Here is a 22,094-nt window from a genome sequence, read left to right on the forward strand (position 1 = left end):
AAGGTGAATAAACCGGACTCCACTTCGCCTCAAAACGTTTTAAAATCATCCGGGGAAGGGATTACCGACATCGCATGACCTCGCCGACCGACGATCGATCGCCGAAATTGCCGCGCGGCTGGCTGCGCGCAGCCGTGGTGTCGACGATCGCGTTCGCCTTCGTCGGCGCGGCGGCGGGCTTCATCGCGTTCCTGTCGCAGTTGCGCGGCGCCGAGATCGCGCCGGACCGCAAGGCGGACGGCATCGTGGTCCTGACCGGCGGCTCCTCGCGGGTGTCGGATGCGATGGAGCTGCTGGCTGCCGGCTACGGCAGGCGGCTCCTGATTTCCGGGGTGCATCCGACCTCGACCGCAAGCGACATCTCGCGGACCCTGCCGGAGAACCAGTCCTTCATGACCTGCTGCGTCGACCTCGACCGCACCGCGCTCTCGACCCGCGGCAACGCCGCGGAGGCGCGGCGCTGGGCGCAGGCGCGCCGGTTCAAATCGCTGATCGTGGTGACCTCGAACTATCACATGCCGCGCGCGCTGGTGGAATTCTCGCACGCGATGCCGGAGACGATTCTGATCCCGTTCGCCGTGGTCGGCGACAAATGGCGCGAGGAGCCGTGGTGGGCCTCGGCGTCCACCTTGCGGCTGCTGCTGTCGGAATATGTCAAATATATCGCGGCCGAAGTCAGGGTGCGGTTGGAGGATTTCGGGATTGACCTTTCGCCCGAAGTATCGGAGCAGCCTCCCGGGATGCAGCCGAAGCGGCCCGCCACTGCACAGGCCAATTGATCGGCAATTGATCGGATCGTCGATGTTCTTGATTTTCCTGCGCTCGCTCGTGTTCAACGTGCTGTTCTACGCCGTGCTGGTGTGTCTCGCGATCGTGGCGCTGCCGACCTTTGCAATGCCTCCGCGCGCCATGCTGACGGTCGCGCAATGGTGGGCGAAGGCGACGCTGGTCCTGATGCGGGTGATCTGCAACATCAAGGTGGAATTCCGCGGGCAGGAGAAGATCCCGCAGGGGCCGCTGGTGATCGTGGCAAAGCATCAGTCGTTCTGGGAAACCTTCGTGCTGCCGGGATTCTTCGACCGCCCAATCTTCATCCTCAAGCGTCAGCTCATGCAGATCCCGGTGTTCGGTCAGTTCCTGGTCAAGACCGGGATGATCGCGATTGACCGCAAGGCCGGCGTGAAGGCGCTGCTGGACATGACGCGGCGGGCGCGCGACGCGGTGCGCAGCGGCCGCCAGCTCGTGATCTTTCCGGAAGGCACGCGCCGCGCGCCGGGCGCGCCCCCCGACTACAAGACCGGTTTTGCGCAGATCTATTCGTCCTGCGGCGTGCCGTGTCTGCCGATTGCGCTCAATTCCGGCCTGTTCTGGCCGCGCCGCACCTTCATGCGCTATCCCGGCACGCTGGTGGTGGAGTTTCTCGATCCGCTGCCGCCGGGCCTGCCGAAGGACGAGTATCTCTCCCGCGTGCAAACGGCGATCGAAGAGGCGACCGACCGCCTCGTCGAAGCGGGCCGCAAGGAGCAGGAGCAGCTGATCGGTTCGGCGCCGAGCTACGCGCCGACTGGCAGCTAGCGGCTTTCGCGATCTTCGCTCGGAGCCGGCGCGTGCAGGGAATGCGCCTCCCCATGCAGCATCGTCGCGAGCTGATGCAGTTGCGTGTCGCGAAAGCCTTCGGCCTCGATCGCCTTCACCGTCGCCGTCACGTAGTCGCGGTTGGCCCCGGACTGGCCGTGCCCCTGGAGCACGTGGCGATGCTGATCGGCGAGCGACAGCCGGCCGGCATATTGCACGTGGCCGCGGTCGACGACATAGGCGAGTGCGGAGACGCGCTGCCGCGCATCGTTCTCCAGCCACACCGAGCGCATCACCTCGCGGTAGACCGACGTCACCTGCTCGCGTTCGCGCAAATAGGCGACGACGTCGGCACGGTTCTTTTCGGCGACGCGGAACGCGATGCCGCGACAGGCGCCGCCGCGATCGAGCCCGAGCACCAGGCCCGGCTTCTCCGGCGTGCCGCGATGCACGAAGGAATAGACGCAGAGCGCACGATGCTCGCCGACCAGCCGCGCCGGGACGCGCTCCTCGAATTCGAAGCCCGGCCGCCACATCAGCGAGCCGTAGCCGAACACCCAGAGGTCGCCGTTGGCTGTCGTGACGGAGGGGAGGGTGATTTCCGACATGGCGGGCACGGCTACCAGAACCGCGCCCCCAAGCGAAGCGAATTCTCCGCCTTTCGGAGCAAGCCAACCTCGCTTACATTTGACAAAATCTGAGGCCAAAGGGTCGCCGCATGTCCAATCTGACCGTTGCCGCAGGCCGCCGCCCCCGTTGGGGCCTTTTCATCGCACCCATTCTCCTCCTGATCCTCGCCGTCGCGTGGAGCTGCTTCTGGTTCTACGCCGCTTCGCAGGCCGAAATCGCCGCAGACGCCTGGCGCGCGCAGGAGGCCAAGTCCGGCCGCATCTATGATTGCGCCAAGCGCTCGATCGCGGGCTTCCCGTTCCGCTTCGAGGTCCAGTGCTCCGGCGCCAGCGTCGCCCTGGTCTCGCAGAACGCGAGCAAGACGCCGTTCACGGCGAGGCTCGACAACATCCTGGTCGTCGCCCAGGTCTACGATCCCAAGCGCGTCATCGCCGAATTCTCGGCGCCGGCGACCCTCACCGACGGCGTTACGCAAAACACCTTCGTGGTGAACTGGAGCAAGGGCCGCAGCAGCGTGGTCGGCCTGCCGGCGGTGCCGGACCGCGCCTCCATCGTGTTCGACGATCCCGTCATCAACCGGCTCGACGGCAGCGTGCAGGTGCCGCTCGCGCGCGCCAAGCAGGTCGAGCTGCACGGGCGCCTCGCGGACGGATCGCCGTCCGATCATCCCGTGATCGAGACCGTGCTCCACGTCGCGCAGGGCAGCATCCAGGGTGTTCACCCCTTGCTCGCCGAGCCGTTCGAGGCGGACACGCGCGCCAAGGTCACCGGGCTCTCCGACCTCACCCCAAAGCCATGGCCGCAACGCTTCCGCGAGATCCAGGCCGTCGGCGGCCATATCGAGATCGTGCAGTCGCGGATCCAGCAGGGCGAGATGATCGCGGTCGCGGCCGGCACGCTCGGGCTCTCGGCGAATGGCCGACTCGACGGCGAATTGCAGATGACGGTGACGGGCCTCGAGCGCGTGATCCCGGCGCTGGGTATCGAGAAAATGCTGGAAGAGGGTGTGCCGCAGGCAACCCTCGACCGCGTCGCGCCCGGCGTGAAGTCGCAGGATCTCAACAATCTGTTCGGCGCGCTCGATCGCGCCGTTCCCGGCCTCGGCAAGGTCATCAAGCAGAACGCCAATGCCGGCGTCGCCGCCGGCATCAATTCGATCGGCACCGAGAGCACGCTGGAAGGCAAGAAGGCCCGCAGCTTCCCGCTGAAGTTCGTCGACGGCGCCGTGCTGCTCGGCCCGGTCAAGGTCGGCCAGATTCCGCCGCTGTATTGAAACCTCTCTCGTCATTCCGGGGCGATGCGTAGCATCGAACCCGGAATCTATTTCGCCGCGTGCGCTGTGGCCCAATGGATTCCGGGCTCGCCCTTCGGGCGCCCCGGAATGACAGGAGCTACGGCTTCTTCAGCGCCGCATGCGGCCGGCCGAAGTCCGGCGCCGCCGAATCCTGGCCGATCTCGACGATGCCGCGACGGATGGCGCGGGTGCGGGTGAAGTGGTCGAACAGCGCTTCGCCGTCGCCGCGCCGGATCGCGCGGGTGAGTTTTGCCAGATCCTCGGTGAAGGTGCCGAGCATCTCCAGCACGGCTTCCTTGTTGGCGAGGAAGACGTCGCGCCACATCGTCGGGTCGGACGCCGCGATGCGGGTGAAGTCGCGGAAGCCGCCGGCGGAGAACTTGATCACTTCCGATTCCGTCACCTGCGCCAGCTCGTCGGCGGTGCCGACGATGGTGTAGGCGATCAGATGCGGCAGATGGCTGGTGATCGCGAGCACGAGATCATGATGATCCGGCGTCATCACCTCGACCTTGGCACCCATCGCAGCCCAGAAGGCGCGCAAGCGATCGGTGGCCGACGCGTCGACGCCTTCCGGCGGGGTGAGGATGCACCAGCGGTTGATGAAGAGCTCGGCAAAGCCGGAATCCGGCCCCGAGTGCTCGGTGCCCGCCACGGGGTGCGCCGGCACGAAATGAACGGTCTTCGGCAGATGCGGCGCCATGTCCCTGACGATCGCGCCCTTCACAGAGCCGACGTCGGAGACGATCGCGCCGGGCTTCAGATGCGCGGCGATCTCCTGCGCCACCGGTCCGCAGGCGCCGACGGGAATGCAGAGGATGACGAGATCGGCATCCTTCACCGCTTCCGCATTGGTCGCCACGACCTGATCGACGATGCCGAGCTCGAGCACCCGCGCGCGCGTCTTCTCCGAGCGCGCGGTGGTGACGATCTCGCCGGCCAGGCCCTGGAGCTTCGCAGCGCGCGCGATCGAGCCGCCGATCAGGCCGAAGCCGATCAGGGCGATGCGCTGGAAGTGCGGCTGTACGCTCATTTGCCGGCCATGAAGTCGCGCAAACCGTCCACGACGAGGCGGTTGGCCTCCTCGGTGCCGATGGTCATGCGCAGGGAATGCGGCAGGCCGTAATTCTTCAATGCCCGCAGCACGAGGCCTCGCTTGGTGAGGAAGGCGTCGGCGTCGTCCGAGGTCCTGCCCCTGTCGGTCGGGAAGTGGATCAGCACGAAATTGGCGACGCTCGGCGTCACCTTCAGGCCGAGCTTGCCGATCTCCTCGGTGAGCCAGTTGCGCCAGGTCTCGGTGAACTGCTTCGACATCGCCTGATGCGCGGTGTCCTCGATCGCGGCGACCGCGGCGTACATTGCCGGCGTCGACACGTTGAACGGACCGCGGATGCGGTTGACCGCGTCGATGATGTGCTCGGGCCCGAACATCCAGCCGATGCGCAGCGCGGCGAGGCCGTGGATCTTGGAGAAGGTGTGCGTCACCACGGTGTTCTCCGTGGTGGCGACGAGCTCGATGCCCATCTCGTAATCGTTGCGCGAGACGTAGTCGCAATAGGCGGCGTCCAGCACCAGCAGCACGCGCGAGGGCAGGCCGGCGCGCAGGCGCTTGACCTCGTCGAACGGAATATAGGTGCCGGTCGGGTTGTTCGGATTGGCGAGCCACACCAGCTTCGTCTTCGGCGTCACAGCCTTGAGGATGGCGTCGACGTCGCAGGTGAGGTTCTTCTCCTGTGCGATGACGTTCCTGGCGCCGACCGCCATGGTGGCGATCGGGTAGACCAGGAAGCCGTGCGTGGTCGAGATCGCCTCGTCGCCCTGGCCGAGATAGGTGTGGGCGAGCAGGTTGAGGATCTCGTCCGAGCCGGCGCCGCAGATGATGCGGTTGGGGTCGAGGCCGAAGGTGCGGCCGATGGCTTCGCGCAGCACCCGCGAGGTGCCTTCCGGATAGTCTTCCAGATGATCAGCCACCTTCTTGAAGGCCTCGATCGCCCTGGGCGAGGGGCCGAACGGCGTCTCGTTGGCCGAGAGCTTGAACACCTTGCGGCCCGGCTCCGGCACCGGGCTCTTGCCGGGCGTGTAGGGCGCAATATCGAGAATGCCGGGGTTCGGCACGGGGCGGGACATCTTCAACTCCGGAATGGCAGGCGGCTCGTAACTTACGATTTCGACCCGGTCGGGGGCACCGTATAGCGCGTCGCGTGGCTGCCGACGAGGGCCGTGGAGCGCACCGAGGCCCCCGCCTCGATCAGGGCAGCCTTGATCTTGTCGATGCTGCTCGCGCTCGTGACCGAGACCAGCAGCGCGGCGCCATCGAAGGCGGTATCGGGCACCGCCACGATGTCGGCGAGCGGCGACAGCGCCCGCGCGATCTCGGCATTCCACCCCGAGACGCGCACGCTGAAAGTCTCCACCTCCGTCACCAGGGCACTGTCGGCGACGCGCGAGATCGCGAACACGGGCAGCGCGGCCGGATGGTCGGCACGCTCGACGAAGGGCAGCCGCGCGATGATCTTCGGTGCGCCTTCTGCTTCCAGCTCCAGCCACCACGGGGTGCGGCTGGAAGTCGCCGAGACCAGCGCCAGATCGCCCTTGGATTTCGCGACCGCCTCGACCGCGGCCTGCGCGCTGAAATGCGCGACGTAAGGCACGGTGAAGCCGAAATGGAATCGCACGGAATCGCGCATCGCGGGCTCGCTCACCGAGATGTCGGCATGCACCGCGAACGGCGCCTGCACGTAAGTGAACGTCGCGATGATGACGCGCCAGATGCTCTCGACCGTGTCGAGCGGCAGGATGCCGCGATGGCGCTCCACGATCCGCCGCATCATGTCGGCCTCGCGCGCCGGCCGGAACGCCGAGCCCACCTCCTGGGTCTGCTTCACCTGGATCAGGCGGTCGATGATGTCGCCGCGCTGCATCAGGAGGCGATGCATGCCCTCGTCGATCGCGTCGATCTCCTTGCGCAATTCCTGCAACGATGGTGGCGCGGGCGGACGTTGGGACATATCTGGCAAGTGCTGTTGAGAGGCGTTCCAATGCGGGTCCATCAGGTCGGACCCGCCGCGGTCGATGTCTTGATTAGGCAGTCGGAGCGGCGAAAGCAAAGAGAAATGCAAAGGGAAATCGGGCCTTTTCGGCTGACGCGACGGGGACGAATTTGGTCAATCAGGACCGTATCTTGACGAAAACCGTCCAAGCCGTTAAGTTTTGCCTGTTCCGTGGTCATTTGAGCCGGCCGGCTTGCAGCCACGTTAAAAAACTCGCTAAACAGGCCGGGGACGCTTCCGATCCCGGCCGAACCTATCGTTCAGGCCGGGTTTTTTATGGCCTGATGCAAGTAGCGGTCTGAAGTCGGATCGCAAACGAGGTCGATGGTCAGATGGTTGGCGTCACGTCGATATCCAGTCCCGCGATCAGTGCCGATGAGCGGTCGCATGAGGTGGATCATCCGAGCTCGCTCGTCGCGCATTTCGGCGCTGATCAGCCGTTGCCGCTCGACTGCGGCATAGATCTCACCCCGTTCCAGATCGCCTACCAGACCTATGGCGAGCTCAACGCCGATCGCTCCAACGCGATCCTGATCTGCCATGCGCTGACCGGCGACCAGCATGTCGCCAATGTGCACCCTGTCACCGGCAAGCCCGGCTGGTGGGAAACCCTCGTCGGTGCGGGCCGTCCGCTCGATCCGAGCCAATACTTCATCATCTGCGCCAATGTGATCGGTGGCTGCATGGGCTCGACCGGGCCGGCCTCGATCAATCCCGCGACCGGCAAAGTGTGGGGCCTGGATTTCCCGGTCATCACCATCCCTGACATGGTTCGCGCGCAGGCGATGCTGATCGACCGGCTCGGCATCGACACGCTGTTCGCGGTGGTCGGCGGCTCGATGGGCGGCATGCAGGTGCTGCAATGGACGGCGGCCTACCCCGAGCGCGTGTATTCCGCGCTGGCAATTGCCTGCTCGACGCGGCACTCGGCGCAGAACATCGCCTTTCACGAGCTCGGTCGCCAGGCTGTGATGGCCGATCCCGACTGGCACAATGGCGGCTACGCCGATCGCGGCATCCATCCGCATCGCGGCCTTGCGGTCGCACGGATGGCGGCGCACATCACCTATCTCTCCGACGCGGCGCTGCATCGCAAGTTCGGCCGGCGCATGCAGGACCGCGACCTGCCGACCTTTTCGTTCGACGCCGACTTCCAGGTCGAGTCCTATCTGCGCTACCAAGGCTCGTCCTTTGTCGAGCGCTTCGACGCCAACTCCTATCTCTATCTGACGCGCGCGATGGACTATTTCGACATCGCCGGCGACCATGGCGGCGTGCTGGCGAAGGCGTTCGCGGGCATCAAGACGCGCTTCTGCGTGGTCTCTTTCACCAGCGACTGGCTGTTCCCGACCTCGGAATCGCGCGCGTTGGTGCATGCGCTGAATGCGTCGAGCGCGCGGGTATCGTTCGCCGAGATCGAGACCGATCGCGGCCATGACGCCTTCCTGCTCGACGTGCCCGAATTCTTCGACATCGCCCGCGCCTTCCTGGAATCGGCCGGCAAGGCGCGCGGACTCAACGGCAGGGGTGGCTAGGATGTCAGTGCAGGAAGTGCTGCCGCTGGGCGGCCTTAGCGCGGGACAGTCCGGTCATTTTCGCGCCGACCATCTGCTCGTCGCCGAGATGGTCAAGCCGGGCTCCAAGGTGCTCGATGTCGGCTGCGGCGACGGTGATCTGCTCCAGCTTCTGGAGACCCGCGGCATCGACGGCCGCGGCATCGAATTGTCGCGCGAGGGCGTCAACCGCTGTGTCGCCAAGGGCCTCGCGGTGGTGCAGGGCGACGCCGATACCGACCTCGTGAACTATCCCGATGATGCCTTCGACTACGTGATCCTGTCGCAGACGCTCCAGGCGACGCGGCAGCCGCGTGTAGTGCTGGAAAATCTCCTGCGCATCGGCCGCCGCGCCATCGTCTCGTTCCCGAACTTCGGCTTCTGGAAGATGCGGCTCCAGCTCCTGATCGGCGGCCACATGCCGCGCACCGAGAACCTGCCGGCGACCTGGTACGACACCGCCAACATCCACTTCTGCACCATCAAGGATTTCGTCGAGCTCTGCGACGAGATCAACGTCAAGATGGAACGCTCGGTGGCGCTCGATCTCTATGGCCGCCCGGTGCCGCTGAACCTGCCCTGGTGGGTGTGGAATATGTTCGGCGAGCAGGGCGTGTTTCTGCTCACGCGCGGGCAGGGGAAGTGACGCCGTAGGCGTCATTCCGGGTTCGCTCTTCGAGCGCCCCGGAATGACAGGGTAAACTATTGCGCCGCCACCGACCTCGGATCGCGCGCCGGCCATCGACCTGCTTCCACCAGCGTGACGAACCGCTCCACGGTCTCGTTGAACAGCGCGGGCTCCTCGAGGTTGAGCACGTGCCCCGACTTCGGAAACATCGCGAGGCCCGCGGCCGGAAGATGCTTCTTCAGGAACAGGCTCGGCCCGACGCAAGGGTCATCCTCGTCGCCACAGATGATCAGCGCCGGCGTCGCGACGCCCCTGATCGCGTCCGTCATGGTGTAGATCGAGGGACGGCCGCCCTGGAAGACGCGCATCGTGCGCGCCGATCCCCTGGCATCGTGCCGCGCCAGCGCGGCGTAGAAATCGGCGTGGCCGCGTGGGTCCTTGACCAGGAAGGGAATCCGGCTCGGCGCCTCGCGCGTGACTTTCGCCACCTCCGTGGAGCCGAGCGTCTCGAATTGCTCGGCATTGGCGCGGCATTGCCTGCGCCAGGCGTCGAGATTCTCGATCTCCGAACCGGAGCCGACGCCGGCGAGCGTCATCGACAGCGCCCGCTGCGGCGCGTTCAGTCCGATTTGAAGCGACGAATAAGCGCCCATCGAGAGCCCGACGAGATGCGCGCGGTCGATCCTGAGATGATCGAGCACCGCGAGCGCGTCGGTGTAGAAATGCGTGTAGGTGTAGACCTCGCCCTCAGGCACGTCCGACGGCGTGTAGCCGCGCGCCGAATAGGTGATGCAGCGGTGGCCGCGCGAGAAGTAGCGCATCTGCGGCTCCCAATTGGTGTAGTCGGCCGCGAATTCGTGCAGGAAAATAATCGGCGTTCCCTGGCCCGCTTCCTCGAAATAGATGCGGACGTCGTCCCTGGTCGTGGCGTGGGGCATTAACCGTTTCCCTCTCTTCTAGCCGCATGTGAAGGATCGCAGTTAATGCTGTTGTCCGCAATGCGGCAGCGTCAGGCCGGCACCGACACAAAATCAACCCAGCTATTCACCGGCACGGTGTCTTTTTCTCGCCACATGGGGCGGCTTAACGGCCCGAGGGATGTCGGCCGCGCACGGGCCGGCTGGGAAGTGGGGGTGTCAACGAAGGATGACTAATGTTCGAGTTGTTTGCGTCTCGCCCGTCGCGTTGTGTTGTCGCGCTGGCGCTGTTCTTCGCGGCGGTCGCCGCGTTCTCGTCTCCGGCCTCGGCACGGCCGCATCGTCATAGCGCAGAGCGGCACGCTTACGCGCATCACGCCAGCAGATATCATCATTACCGGCACCAGGCCCGCAGTTCGCGCTTCGAGCGCAGCGCGGCGCAGTTGCAGGCCGGCGGCTTCATGGACACGCAGGCCAGCTACGATCCGAACGCCAATAGCGGCGGCATGGGTGACACGCGCTATCTGGGCGGCGGTGAAATGGGCATCGGTGGAAACGTGAGCCGCGCCGGCAAAGTGAGCCGCGCCCGTAACATGAGCCACGCTGTCAACAAGAGCAGCGCTGGCGACAATGGCAACGCCGGCAACATGGGTATGAGCAGCGGCTTCGGCGGCGGATCGGGCCTCGTGTCCGAGGCGCGCCGTTATCTCGGCGGCAACCCGACCGGGCGTGGCAGCCTGTGGTGCGCGCGCTTCATGAACATGGTGCTTGAGAAGACCGGCCACCGGGGCACCGGCTCGGACATGGCGAATTCATTCGCGCGTTACGGCACGCGTGTCTCCGGCCCGCAGGTCGGTGCCATCGCGGTGATGTCGCGCGGCGGCCGGGGCGGCCACGTTGGCATCATCACCGGCGTCGACGCGCAGGGAAATCCGATCATGATCTCCGGCAACAACGGCAACCGCGTCCGCGAGGCGCCGGTCTCGCGCGGCCGCATCTATGCGTATGTGATGCCGAACTGAGGTGAGGGAGCGTAGGGTGGGCAAAGGCGCGTTAGCGCCGTGCCCACCATCTCGTCCCGCAGAGATAAAGTTGGTGGGCACGCTTCGCTTTGCCCACCCTACGAAGCTCACACCAGCTTCGGCTCTTCCACCGCGACCGCATCCCCCACGCCGATCTCGCCGCCGGCGATGACCTCGGCATAGATGCCGCAGTCCATATGTCCGAGATGCCGCGAGAGCGTCGGCGGAATCTCGAGATCGCGCTTTGCCGTCACCGGGTCCACGTTGGTGGCCGGGCAACGGACGATGCGCTTGACCACTTGCAACCGGGCCTGACCGATCGCGAGCGTCTGGCCGACGAGGTCGAGTTCGGACCAGGCCGGCCAGCCCTTCACGTAGAGATTGGCGCGGAAGCGCAGGGGATGCACGGCGGTGCCGCCGAGCATGGCCTCGATCGCGCGGACGCTGTCCAGATTGATGATGGAGACGACCTTGCGGGCGACGTCGGAAAAGCTGTGGTCGCGGCCGGACAGGACTTTCGGCGGGCCCTTCAACTCCGGCTGGAAGTTCTCGGTGAAATAGCGCTCGATGGCGGCGCGCCCGGCGGCGGTCTCCAGATCGCCGCTGGCGACGATCTGGCCGTCCTTGCGGATGGTCAGGCGGTTGGTCGCGTCCTCGAACCGGCTGTCGAGCGAAGCCAGCCGCTCATTGCGCGCCAGCATCAGAAACTGGATTTTCGGCTTCCAGGCCGGCGCCTCGGGATCGAACCCGCTCGGGCCGTTCTCGATGGCGTAGCGGCGGTCGGCGGGCAGGGTCTGGCCGACCCGCAAGGCAACGCGGGGCAGGGGTTCCGGGGTGAGGCCCTTGATGGGATAGCGGTAGAGGCCGGTAATCTCGGCGGTCTGGCTGGCTGTCATGGCGCTACTTAGGGGATTCGGCCACGCCGCGCCAAGCGGGCCGATGCGCGCACGAAATTGTGAAGACGCCTCTTTCGCTCCCGCAACCCGCTTCCCACATCTGCCTCAGGCCGGCGGCAGCGTCGGTAAATAACGACCGTTACCGGTTGAGAAACGTCAATGCGGTAATCGGAAACCCAATGAAGATGCCGTTTGGAGTGCCTTAGAGGGCTCCATGGGCAGGCCGAGGGAAAGAAAAGATGAACATCGAGAAGTATACCGAACGCTCCAGGGGCTTCATCCAGTCCGCGCAGTCGCTTGCGGTGCGCGAGGGGCACCAGCAGTTTTCGACCCTGCACGTCCTGAAGGTGCTGCTGGACGACAATGAGGGGCTCGCTGCCGGTCTGATCGACCGTGCCGGCGGCAATTCCCGCGCAATTTTGAAGGCGACCGAGGACGCCCTGAACAAGGTGCCGAAGGTCTCCGGCGGCGGCGCCGGGCAGATCTATCTGGCGCCCGAGCTCGCGCGCACCTTCGATGCCGCCGAAAAGGCCGGCGAGAAGGCCGGCGACAGTTTTGTCACCGTCGAGCGGCTGCTGCTCGGCCTCACGCTGGAGAAGACCAGCGAGGCCGGCACGATCCTCAGCAAGGGTGGTGTCACCCCGCAAAACCTCAACGCGGCGATCGAGGCCCTGCGCAAGGGCCGCACGGCCGACTCGGCGACCGCCGAGAACGCCTATGACGCGCTGAAGAAATATGCCCGCGACCTGACCCAGGCCGCGCGCGACGGCAAGCTCGACCCGGTCATCGGCCGCGACGAGGAGATCCGCCGCACCATCCAGGTGCTCTCGCGCCGGACCAAGAACAACCCCGTCCTGATCGGCGAGCCCGGCGTCGGCAAGACCGCCATCGCCGAGGGCCTTGCGCTGCGTATCGTCAATGGCGACGTGCCGGAGAGCCTGAAGGACAAGAAGCTGCTCTCGCTCGACTTGGGCGCACTGATCGCCGGCGCGAAATACCGCGGCGAGTTCGAGGAACGGCTGAAGGCCGTGCTCCAGGAAGTGACCGGGAGCGAGGGCACCTTCATCCTGTTCATCGACGAGATGCACACGCTGATTGGGGCAGGCAAGGGCGACGGCGCGATGGACGCATCGAACCTGCTGAAGCCGGCGCTCGCCCGCGGCGAGCTGCACTGCATCGGCGCGACCACGCTCGACGAGTACCAGAAGCATGTCGAGAAGGACGCGGCGCTGGCGCGGCGCTTCCAGCCGATCTTCGTCAGCGAGCCCTCGGTCGAGGACACCATCTCGATCCTGCGCGGCCTGAAGGACAAGTACGAGCAGCACCATGGCGTGCGGATCACCGATTCCGCGCTTGTTGCCTCCGCGACGTTGTCCAACCGCTACATCACCGACCGCTTCCTGCCCGACAAGGCGATCGACCTCATGGACGAGGCCGCCGCGCGCCTGAAGATGCAGGTCGATTCCAAGCCGGAAGAGCTCGATTCGATGGATCGGGAAATCATCCGGCTGAAGATCGAACAGGAAGCATTGAAGAAGGAGAGCGACGCCGGTTCGAAGAGCCGCCTGCAGACGCTTGAAAAGGAACTCGTCGAGCTCGAGGAAAAATCCGCGTCGTTGACGGCGCGCTGGAGCGCGGAGAAGAACAAGCTCTCCGATGCGCAGAAGCTCAAGGCCGAGCTCGACGGCTTGCGTGTCGAGCTCGCCAATGCCCAGCGCCGCGGCGAATTCCAGAAGGCCGGCGAGCTGGCCTATGGCCGGATCCCCGAGCTCGAACGGCAGCTCGCGGACATCGAGGCCAAGGAGAACTCCGGCGAGATGATGGAGGAGGCGGTCACCGCCAACCACATCGCGCAGGTGGTCTCGCGCTGGACCGGCGTGCCCGTCGACAAGATGCTGGAGGGCGAGAAGGACAAGTTGCTGAAGATGGAGGACTCCCTCGGCAAGCGCGTCGTCGGCCAGGCCGAAGCCGTTCATGCGGTCGCAACGGCCGTGCGCCGCTCCCGCGCGGGTCTCCAGGATCCGAACCGGCCGATGGGCTCGTTCATGTTCTTAGGCCCCACCGGCGTCGGCAAGACCGAGCTGACCAAGGCGCTCGCGGAGTACCTGTTCAACGACGAGACCGCGATGGTCCGCCTCGACATGTCCGAGTACATGGAGAAGCATTCGGTCTCGCGGCTGATCGGCGCGCCTCCGGGCTATGTCGGCTATGACGAGGGCGGCGCGCTCACCGAAGCGGTGCGGCGCCGGCCCTACCAGGTCGTGCTGTTCGACGAGATCGAGAAGGCGCATCCTGACGTCTTCAACGTCCTGTTGCAGGTGCTCGACGACGGCCGCCTGACCGATGGCCAGGGCCGCACCGTCGATTTCCGCAACACGCTGATCATCATGACCTCGAACCTCGGTTCGGAGTTCTTGGTGAATCAACCCGAGGGCGAAGACACGTCGGCCGTGCGCGAGCAGGTGATGGGAATGGTGCGGGGACATTTCCGCCCCGAATTCCTCAACCGCGTCGACGAGATCATCCTGTTCCACCGCTTGCAGCGGAGCGAGATGGGCCGGATCGTCGAGATCCAGTTCGCCCGGCTGCAGAAGCTGCTGACCGATCGCAAGATCGTGCTGACGCTCGACGGCGCGGCCCGCGACTGGCTCGCCGCCAAGGGCTGGGATCCCGCCTACGGCGCACGGCCGCTCAAGCGGGTGATCCAGCGCTACCTCCAGGACCCGCTCGCCGAGATGATCCTGGCCGGCGACGTCAAGGACGGCGACAACGTCGCGATCTCGTCCGAAGGCAACGTGCTGACCTTCAACGGCAAGGCCCCGCAAACCGCGGAGATCGCCCAGTTCGAGGCGCCGGCGTCGAAGCGGAAGTTGAACTGAGCGTCATCGCTGCCTGAAACGGCAGATCGCCCCGGAGAGGTTCACTTCTCCGGGGCGAATTGTTTTGGGCTGATCCTAGCCGACGGCGGACGCGGAGCCGGGCTCGGCCGGTCCGGCCTCGTCGTCGTCTTCTTCAAGCTCGGACAGGATATCGACCAGCTCGCGCACCCGTCCCTGCGCCAGCGGTCGCAAATCGTTGATCAACGGCTCGTCATTGGCGAGCCAGGCCTGGGCTTCGGCGAGCTCCTCGACGGTCGCGCCGGTCCCGATAATCTGGGCAATGGTGACCTCGTCGGCCCGATCCACGGCCTTGACGACATCGTCGCGTGAGAGGCGCGTCATGGGGCGATCCTCCTGCTGGTCGGTCCCGTTAGCCTCTAACCGGGAACCCGCGCGCCGGTTCCCCCGCAGCCGAATTCCGCTGGCAGACGCTACTTCTTCACCGCCTTGTAGATCGCATTCTCGATGTCGGAGGAAAAATAGATGACGCCGGTGGCGCCGATGGCGACGCCGGTCGGGATGTGGGTCGGCAGGCCGCCGGGTGCGCCCGCAAGGCCGATCGGGAGATCGGCCGCGATCTCGGTGATCTTGCCGTCCTCCGGCGTGATCTCGATCAGCCGCCTAGCGCCGACTTCCGCCACGATCAGCTTGCCGTCGCTGGTACGTGCGAGGCCCTCGGGCATCTTCAACTCCTTTACGAGCACGGTCTTCTCGCCGTTTTGCTCGATCTTGGACACGACACCCGCGAAGGCTTCGGTGACATAGACCTCGCCACGCGATCCGGCGACGAGCCCCACCGGACCCTCGAGGTCGCCGATCAGCGTGGTGCGGTCCTTGCCGTGCTCGCCGCTGACGCGGACCAGCGATTTGGTGCCGAGCTCGGCCACCAGGATGCTGCCGTCCTCGAGCACGATCGCATCATGCGGCGCCTTGAAGTCATGCAGCATGTCGCGCGTCGCGCCGGTCTTGTTGTCGATCACCTGCACCGTGCCGGTGAACCAGCTCGACAGGATCACGTCGTTGCCCTTTGCCGTCGCGCTCATCGGATATTCGAGCGTGACGCCGGCGGCATGCATGCGCGCCTTCTCGGTGACCTCGCCGGTCGTACCGTCCACGGTGCGATAGGCGAACACGTCGGCGACGTGGATCGTATCCTTGCCATTCTCCGAGGTGACGCCGATGCCGCCGGGCAACGCGAGCTTGCCGATGATGATTTGCTTGGCCTGGCCGCTGGCCGGATCGACTTCCTGGATGCCGTTGTCGGCCATGTTGGAGACGTAGATGCGGTCCTTCTCGTCGATCGCGAGGTTGTCCAGCGACGGCTTCAGCTGCGCGACCATGGTCTTGGCGCCCGACTTGGGATCGACCCGAACGAGCTGGCCGAGCGCGGTGTCGACCACCCACAGATTGCCCTTGGAATCGAAATTCACCGCGGCCGGGACCTTGAAGCCGTCGGCAACCACCGTCAGCTCGGCCTTGTCGACGTCGACCTTGGCGACCTGTCCCTTGAACCAGAGCGGGCCGTAGAGCTTGTCGTCGGGACCGAACTCGAAGCCGTTGAGGCCGCCCATCTTCTCCATGATCTGACGCGGCGGTTTGACGCCTTCGACGTCGATCTCGTAGAGCGTGTCGCCGAGGAAGACCGTCGTGGCGTAGAGCCTGCCGTCCTTGCGGAAGGCCAGCGAATTGATGCCGGGAAGGCCGGAGGCGAGCTTCTTGATCGGGCCGTCGCCCTTGCGCGAATAGAGATCGCCGGCCAGGAAGCCGGTCCAGGCCATGGTGCCGTCGGGCGCGAATGCGATGTCGTCGGCCATTCCGATCGGAGCCGGGATTGCAACCTTGGCGGTACCGCTAGCGATATCCACCTCGTAGAGCATGGCGCCGGCGACGCTGCCGGCAAACAGATGGCCGGCCTTGTCGATCCCGAGCCCATGCACGCCATGGAACGCCGAGCCGGGGACGAGTTTCGTGACCTCCCAAATCTCCGGTAATTTCTGGGCTGACGCGCTCGTGGTGCAGAAAATCGCAGCAATGACGGCTGTGCAGGCAAGCCTGTTCTTCATGGCGTGACCTCCCATTTTTGGAAAGTATTCGCCCGTCATCCGGCTTTGGCAAACGAAACTTGACGTTGTGTCGCCGTAAAGCGGCGTCGCTTCGAAAGCGTCCCATTCAACCGTGTTGGTGAAGATGTCCGGTCGATGTCGGCCGGTTGCCGGCCTACCGGTTGGTGACCTGCAACGGTCCGCCGGTCGCATCCGAGATACGGGCGATGGCGCCGCCCCGGCCGCTCATCATGCCGTCGAGCCGGTCGCGCTCCTTCTCGAAGCCGGCCAGCATCGGGCCTTCCAGCGATCGGCCGCGCGGTAGTTTCACGCGCAGCGGATCGACGAAGCGGCCGTTCACGAGGATTTCGTAGTGCACGTGCGGACCGGTCGACGCGCCGGTCGAGCCGACGAAGCCGATGACCTGGCCCTGGCGGACCTTCTTGCCGGCTTCCATGCCCTTGGCGAAGGCCGACATGTGGCCATAGGCCGTCTCGTACCCGTTGTTGTGCTTGATGCGGATGTATTTGCCGTATCCGCCCTCAGTGCCGGCCTTCTCGATCACGCCGTTGCCGGAGGCGAAGATCGGCGTGCCGTAGGCGGTGGCCCAGTCGACGCCGGTGTGCATCTTCACATAGCCGAGGATCGGATGGCGGCGGCCGCCGAAGCCGGAGCGCATGATGGCGTTGTTGACGGGCTTCCTGACCAGGAACTTCTTCGCGCTCTTGCCGCTCTCGTCGTAGTAGTCGACGACGCCGTCGTCGGGACTCTGGTAGCGGTAGTATTTCTTGGTCTCGCCGCCGACCGTGAGGGAAGCGAACAGAACGTCGTTCTTTTCGTTCGACGTCACGCCCTCGTCTTCGCCGGCGTAGAACACGTCGAAGGAATCGCCAGGCTGCACCTTGCGCTGGAAATCGACGTCGTAGGAGTAGATCTTGATCATGTCGTCGATGACCGGCATCGGCACTTTGTTGCGCATCGCGGTCTCGTAGATGCTTTGGTAGAGCCGCACGCCGGTGCCGTCATCGTCGTCATCGTCGTCGCTGTTGGCGTTGGCCGTGGCATCAGCGACGGTGTTCATGCTGGAGACGTCGACCGCGACGTATTTGCCGAGGTCGGACAGCGCCGCGATCGCCTCGACCATGGTGTCGTTTGCAACCACGACGCGATAGGGCTGGAGCCGGGCGCCGGGGCTTGCGGGCGCCATCAGGATGCGGAGCTTCTCGCCTTCCTTCAGGCCGCCGTCGCGGCCGCGCGGGCCGAGCGTCGCGGCGATCGCCTTGATCTCGTCCGCCGTGGCGCCGAGATCGCGCAGGACGGAGGCGACGCTGTCGCCCTTCTTGACCAGATGGACGCGCTCGCCGTTGGGATTGCCGCCGGTGATCTGCTCCTTGGTCTTCGGCAGCAGCGTGACGTTTTCCGGCACCACGCGCGTCTCGAAGCCGGCATAGGGATCCGACGGCGACACTTCGGTGGCGTAGGCCATCTTCATGTCGGACGCGCCGGAAACGTCGGCGGTGGCATTGGCGAGCGAGGCGTAGCGCACCCCGCCATTGCCGCGCCAGTTGGCGGCATCGCGGACCCGCATCAGGATGTCGTCGAGCGCCACCACCGCGGAAATCTTGGCCTTCGGCAGCACCGGCGACAGGTCCTTGGTGACGAAGGAGACCTCGGCGTCGGGTTCGACCGCTTCGGGGTTGTTGGGATCGTCGGCGGCGGTCTTCGGATCGGAGCCGACGTCGGTGAGAAGGCGCTGGGCGTTGAACGGCGGAATTTTTGCCGACAGGTCGCTCGTCGTCATCGACAGATTGCCGGCGATCCGGACGAAGGGACGCACCCGCATCACGTCGCGATTGCCGACGCGGGCCACCGTGGAGACGCGCACGATGTTGCGCGATGCGGTGGATTCGTTCGGTGGCGGCAGGCGGTCGCTCTTGTGCAGCGTGGCGGCGCGATCAGCTGCGCCAAACGCGCCACGCAGCGCGCCTTCGACCCGCTCCGGCACCTTGGCGAAGGTCATCTCGCCGTCGAGCGAAGCGAAAACGGCGCCGCCGATCAGGGCTGCGCCGCAAAGTCCGGTCAGAATTGTCCCGCTGAACCATTGGACCGAAACACGACGGCGGTCGATGACGGCGGCTTCGGAACCATCGACGGAAAGCGGCGGCTCGTGGCCGAGATCGATGATCCCGGTCTCACGCCCGTAAGCGCCGCGTGACGTCCTGTGGTTCAACCCAAGTCCCCCAATCAACGACCCAAGAGGCCCATACCAGCCCGGTTTCGAGCCCCTCCCTGGTCGCCCTCTTGGAGGGGCATCGCAGGAAACGGCAAGCCGCACAGGCGCTCGCGGTCAGAAGGCCCTGATGACGGGCCGGCCGAAATTACGAACAGCTAAGCGGAAAAAGATCTCTCGATGTCTCTCGAATGTCTGAAGAAGGCCGCTTCATCGTATGATCGCCTTCCTCTGACCCCACGCAAACCGCCGGCAGCCCCCACTGGCATCCCCGCGATTCAAGCTTGTCTCTTATCAGAACGCCGCGGGATTGTGGCTCTAGTACGGCGCCTAATATGGAAAAAGTTTCCTGAAGGGGCGACCGGCCGAGCCCGTCCGGGAAGGGCGCCCGAAGCCGCTTCCGGAGCCCCTCCGAAGCCCTTCCGGAGCTCCCTGAGGCGCAAACTTTTTTTGAGATTTTTTGCGATGCGGCCTCGGTCAGCGCGCTCATGCCCCCTCTAATCGACTGGAATCACTGGATTTTTTTCAACAATCCACTGTGCGACGATTTGTTGACGATTGGCGTTGACAGCCCGGAAGGTGGGGCCTATAACCCCAACCACTGAGCGCGGCGCCGCCGGGTCACTGACCAAGGCGAGCGAACGCGCCACTGATGCTCCTCACCTTGTTGAGTGACACAACAGCCGACACCAGTCGGTTGGAGTTCATCCATCGTCGGTAAGGGTGTCGGAACCCTTCCTCTCAGGAAGGTTGGGGCCTCTCCGGTCCCGGGCTGTTTGACAAGTGAAGATGAAGAAAGAGAAACGTGGACGGCGGAGTCCTTGCGGGTCTCGGCTCTGAAAAGCTTCGGCTTTTCTGATCGAGACCGGACGAAAGACTTCGGCGGTACACGTTTTAAAGGAAACACCATCGTTGCCAGCGATGTGAATCGCAGGCAGCTCGTCGATTTCGGTCGATGAAAAATGGTGGGACCTCGTCAAACGTTGTGATCAGCCGGTTCAAAGTTCAAGTCCAACTTGAGAGTTTGATCCTGGCTCAGAGCGAACGCTGGCGGCAGGCTTAACACATGCAAGTCGAGCGGGCGTAGCAATACGTCAGCGGCAGACGGGTGAGTAACGCGTGGGAACGTACCTTTTGGTTCGGAACAACACAGGGAAACTTGTGCTAATACCGGATAAGCCCTTACGGGGAAAGATTTATCGCCGAAAGATCGGCCCGCGTCTGATTAGCTAGTTGGTAGGGTAACGGCCTACCAAGGCGACGATCAGTAGCTGGTCTGAGAGGATGATCAGCCACATTGGGACTGAGACACGGCCCAAACTCCTACGGGAGGCAGCAGTGGGGAATATTGGACAATGGGGGCAACCCTGATCCAGCCATGCCGCGTGAGTGATGAAGGCCCTAGGGTTGTAAAGCTCTTTTGTGCGGGAAGATAATGACGGTACCGCAAGAATAAGCCCCGGCTAACTTCGTGCCAGCAGCCGCGGTAATACGAAGGGGGCTAGCGTTGCTCGGAATCACTGGGCGTAAAGGGTGCGTAGGCGGGTCTTTAAGTCAGGGGTGAAATCCTGGAGCTCAACTCCAGAACTGCCTTTGATACTGAAGATCTTGAGTTCGGGAGAGGTGAGTGGAACTGCGAGTGTAGAGGTGAAATTCGTAGATATTCGCAAGAACACCAGTGGCGAAGGCGGCTCACTGGCCCGATACTGACGCTGAGGCACGAAAGCGTGGGGAGCAAACAGGATTAGATACCCTGGTAGTCCACGCCGTAAACGATGAATGCCAGCCGTTAGTGGGTTTACTCACTAGTGGCGCAGCTAACGCTTTAAGCATTCCGCCTGGGGAGTACGGTCGCAAGATTAAAACTCAAAGGAATTGACGGGGGCCCGCACAAGCGGTGGAGCATGTGGTTTAATTCGACGCAACGCGCAGAACCTTACCAGCCCTTGACATGTCCAGGACCGGTCGCAGAGATGTGACCTTCTCTTCGGAGCCTGGAACACAGGTGCTGCATGGCTGTCGTCAGCTCGTGTCGTGAGATGTTGGGTTAAGTCCCGCAACGAGCGCAACCCCCGTCCTTAGTTGCTACCATTTAGTTGAGCACTCTAAGGAGACTGCCGGTGATAAGCCGCGAGGAAGGTGGGGATGACGTCAAGTCCTCATGGCCCTTACGGGCTGGGCTACACACGTGCTACAATGGCGGTGACAATGGGATGCTAAGGGGCGACCCTTCGCAAATCTCAAAAAGCCGTCTCAGTTCGGATTGGGCTCTGCAACTCGAGCCCATGAAGTTGGAATCGCTAGTAATCGTGGATCAGCACGCCACGGTGAATACGTTCCCGGGCCTTGTACACACCGCCCGTCACACCATGGGAGTTGGCTTTACCTGAAGACGGTGCGCTAACCAGCAATGGAGGCAGCCGGCCACGGTAGGGTCAGCGACTGGGGTGAAGTCGTAACAAGGTAGCCGTAGGGGAACCTGCGGCTGGATCACCTCCTTTCTAAGGATGATCCTTCAGCGAGCTTCGGCTCACTATCGGATCGTTTTAGAAACATCAGTGGCCAACAGTCGTCAGGATTGTTGAGCTGCATTGGCGGGATTTCGCCGTCTTCGTTTCTCTTTCTTCGCGGACGAACACGCGCCGGGGCTGCGCTGTGCGATTGCATTTGGCGCTAGTCGCCGGTTGCTGCACGCCAAGACCCTAGTCCTTGATAGGATAGCGTTAGGGGCTTGTAGCTCAGTTGGTTAGAGCGCGCGCTTGATAAGCGTGAGGTCGGAAGTTCAAGTCTTCCCAGGCCCACCACTTTCATCGAGTGAGCATTCGTCTTCTGGTTACGGGGCCATAGCTCAGCTGGGAGAGCGCGTGCTTTGCAAGCATGAGGTCGTCGGTTCGATCCCGTCTGGCTCCACCAGATGGTTTGATCATCGACTGATCGTGCACCTAAATCGTCCGCGAAACATCACTTCGCACTTGCTAGTCCGGATGGACAGCAGGCTGCGTGATTTCTGACATCGTAAAGAGGAGATCGATCCGAGTTGGATCGTGCAGAAGATTTCTGCGCGATACTTCATTATCTCCGGATCATTTCGGCGCTCACGCGTCCTTCAAGGTCAAACTTGAAAGACGGGCGAGTTGTAAATGATCCTTTTAGCGAAGCTTGACCGCCTCGCTATCGGAACGATCTTACGAAGCAAGCTGGTCTTTCTAATCATTGTCCGGCTGCAGATAGCGTTCATCGAGGGCGCGTGCCGCAAGGCAGTTCTGCAGACAACATTCTGCCGAGTGTGTGGACATTGATAATGAGAGCAATCAAGTGCCTTAAGGGTGTTCGGTGGATGCCTTGGCGCTGAGAGGCGATGAAGGACGTGCTACGCTG

Annotated in this window: 16 protein-coding genes, 2 tRNA genes, 2 rRNA genes and 1 riboswitch (1 of these 21 running past the window's edge); of the genes, 11 read left to right on the forward strand and 9 right to left on the reverse strand. The window is 64.0% G+C overall.

The features are described 5' to 3' along the window. The first annotated feature begins 74 nt into the window (after positions 1-74). Together ACE10W_RS03755 and ACE10W_RS03760 are read left to right on the forward strand one after the other, a co-directional pair. Positions 75-779 (forward strand): YdcF family protein, encoded by a 705-nt coding sequence (locus ACE10W_RS03755; RefSeq protein WP_011084209.1) that lies wholly within the window; start codon positions 75-77, stop codon positions 777-779. Positions 780-801: 22 nt separating this feature from the next. Continuing rightward, positions 802-1,575, forward strand: a complete 774-nt coding sequence (locus tag ACE10W_RS03760; protein WP_304550817.1) for a 1-acyl-sn-glycerol-3-phosphate acyltransferase — start codon at positions 802-804, stop codon at positions 1,573-1,575. Here ACE10W_RS03760 and ACE10W_RS03765 read toward each other — a convergent pair. Further along, the gene (locus tag ACE10W_RS03765; protein ID WP_028173537.1) at positions 1,572-2,183 is read right to left on the reverse strand and encodes a gamma-glutamylcyclotransferase; all 612 of its coding nucleotides are present in this window, start codon (positions 2,181-2,183) and stop codon (positions 1,572-1,574) included. The genes ACE10W_RS03760 and ACE10W_RS03765 overlap by 4 nt on opposite strands. 110 nt (positions 2,184-2,293) lie before the next feature. Here ACE10W_RS03765 and ACE10W_RS03770 point away from each other — a divergent pair, with 110 nt between their 5' ends. Further along, positions 2,294-3,478: a DUF2125 domain-containing protein gene (locus ACE10W_RS03770; protein WP_028173536.1), complete on the forward strand. Its 1,185-nt coding sequence runs from the start codon at positions 2,294-2,296 to the stop codon at positions 3,476-3,478. Positions 3,479-3,596: 118 nt separating this feature from the next. On the opposite strand, the gene ACE10W_RS03775 is transcribed toward ACE10W_RS03770, so the two are convergent. The 3 genes from ACE10W_RS03775 to ACE10W_RS03785 are packed head-to-tail and all read right to left on the reverse strand — an operon-like array spanning position 3,597 to position 6,507. After that, positions 3,597-4,532, reverse strand: a complete 936-nt coding sequence (locus tag ACE10W_RS03775; RefSeq protein ID WP_011084213.1) for a prephenate/arogenate dehydrogenase family protein — start codon at positions 4,530-4,532, stop codon at positions 3,597-3,599. Then, positions 4,529-5,626, reverse strand: a complete 1,098-nt coding sequence (locus ACE10W_RS03780; RefSeq protein WP_304550818.1) for a histidinol-phosphate transaminase — start codon at positions 5,624-5,626, stop codon at positions 4,529-4,531. Before ACE10W_RS03780 ends, ACE10W_RS03775 begins: the two co-directional genes overlap by 4 nt. Positions 5,627-5,658: 32 nt before the next feature. Beyond that, on the reverse strand, positions 5,659-6,507 hold the full coding sequence (locus tag ACE10W_RS03785; RefSeq protein ID WP_011084215.1) for a chorismate mutase: 849 nt from the start codon (positions 6,505-6,507) through the stop codon (positions 5,659-5,661). Between the two features lie 203 nt (positions 6,508-6,710). After that, positions 6,711-6,790: riboswitch (SAM riboswitch) on the forward strand. A 91-nt stretch (positions 6,791-6,881) separates the two neighbouring features. Here ACE10W_RS03785 and ACE10W_RS03790 point away from each other — a divergent pair. After that, on the forward strand, positions 6,882-8,084 hold the full coding sequence (locus ACE10W_RS03790) for a homoserine O-acetyltransferase (RefSeq protein WP_011084216.1): 1,203 nt from the start codon (positions 6,882-6,884) through the stop codon (positions 8,082-8,084). Position 8,085: 1 nt separating this feature from the next. After that, positions 8,086-8,748, forward strand: a complete 663-nt coding sequence (metW, locus tag ACE10W_RS03795) for a methionine biosynthesis protein MetW (protein ID WP_060910126.1) — start codon at positions 8,086-8,088, stop codon at positions 8,746-8,748. Positions 8,749-8,804: 56 nt separating this feature from the next. Here the strand turns inward: metW and ACE10W_RS03800 are convergent, their stop codons facing one another. Then, positions 8,805-9,668, reverse strand: a complete 864-nt coding sequence (locus ACE10W_RS03800; RefSeq protein ID WP_304550819.1) for an alpha/beta fold hydrolase — start codon at positions 9,666-9,668, stop codon at positions 8,805-8,807. Between the two features lie 215 nt (positions 9,669-9,883). Between ACE10W_RS03800 and ACE10W_RS03805 the strand changes: the two genes are divergently transcribed. Then, positions 9,884-10,669, forward strand: coding sequence for a TIGR02594 family protein (locus ACE10W_RS03805; RefSeq protein ID WP_304550820.1), 786 nt, complete (start codon positions 9,884-9,886; stop codon positions 10,667-10,669). Between the two features lie 107 nt (positions 10,670-10,776). Here the strand turns inward: ACE10W_RS03805 and ACE10W_RS03810 are convergent, their stop codons facing one another. Beyond that, on the reverse strand, positions 10,777-11,565 hold the full coding sequence (locus ACE10W_RS03810; RefSeq protein ID WP_304550821.1) for an MOSC domain-containing protein: 789 nt from the start codon (positions 11,563-11,565) through the stop codon (positions 10,777-10,779). A gap of 239 nt (positions 11,566-11,804) precedes the next feature. Between ACE10W_RS03810 and clpB the strand changes: the two genes are divergently transcribed. Continuing rightward, positions 11,805-14,444 carry an ATP-dependent chaperone ClpB gene (clpB, locus tag ACE10W_RS03815; protein WP_011084221.1) on the forward strand — a complete coding sequence of 880 codons (2,640 nt, stop codon included), beginning with the start codon at positions 11,805-11,807 and terminating at the stop codon, positions 14,442-14,444. A 75-nt stretch (positions 14,445-14,519) separates the two neighbouring features. Here clpB and ACE10W_RS03820 read toward each other — a convergent pair whose 3' ends face one another. The 3 genes from ACE10W_RS03820 to ACE10W_RS03830 form a co-directional block, all read right to left on the reverse strand. Beyond that, complete coding sequence (locus ACE10W_RS03820) at positions 14,520-14,786, reverse strand: hypothetical protein (RefSeq protein ID WP_271552236.1); 267 nt, start codon at positions 14,784-14,786, stop codon at positions 14,520-14,522. A gap of 89 nt (positions 14,787-14,875) precedes the next feature. Beyond that, positions 14,876-16,507 (reverse strand): SMP-30/gluconolactonase/LRE family protein, encoded by a 1,632-nt coding sequence (locus ACE10W_RS03825; protein WP_038965356.1) that lies wholly within the window; start codon positions 16,505-16,507, stop codon positions 14,876-14,878. Between the two features lie 154 nt (positions 16,508-16,661). Further along, positions 16,662-18,716 carry a M23 family metallopeptidase gene (locus ACE10W_RS03830; protein ID WP_038965357.1) on the reverse strand — a complete coding sequence of 685 codons (2,055 nt, stop codon included), beginning with the start codon at positions 18,714-18,716 and terminating at the stop codon, positions 16,662-16,664. Between the two features lie 1,012 nt (positions 18,717-19,728). Here ACE10W_RS03830 and ACE10W_RS03835 point away from each other — a divergent pair. The 4 genes from ACE10W_RS03835 to ACE10W_RS03850 all read left to right on the forward strand — a co-directional run. Continuing rightward, positions 19,729-21,217: ribosomal RNA gene (locus ACE10W_RS03835) — 16S ribosomal RNA — on the forward strand. Positions 21,218-21,443: 226 nt separating this feature from the next. After that, positions 21,444-21,520, forward strand: a tRNA-Ile gene (locus ACE10W_RS03840). Between the two features lie 33 nt (positions 21,521-21,553). Next, a tRNA-Ala gene (locus ACE10W_RS03845) sits at positions 21,554-21,629 on the forward strand. 396 nt (positions 21,630-22,025) lie between these two features. Next, positions 22,026-22,094 (forward strand): 23S ribosomal RNA (locus tag ACE10W_RS03850) (it continues 2,804 nt past the right edge of the window). Together the 16S and 23S rRNA genes with 2 tRNA genes alongside form the textbook arrangement of a ribosomal RNA operon.

The sequence above is a fragment of the Bradyrhizobium sp. B025 genome, from assembly GCF_042257955.1.
GTDB classification, from domain to species: Bacteria; Pseudomonadota; Alphaproteobacteria; order Rhizobiales; family Xanthobacteraceae; genus Bradyrhizobium; species Bradyrhizobium diazoefficiens.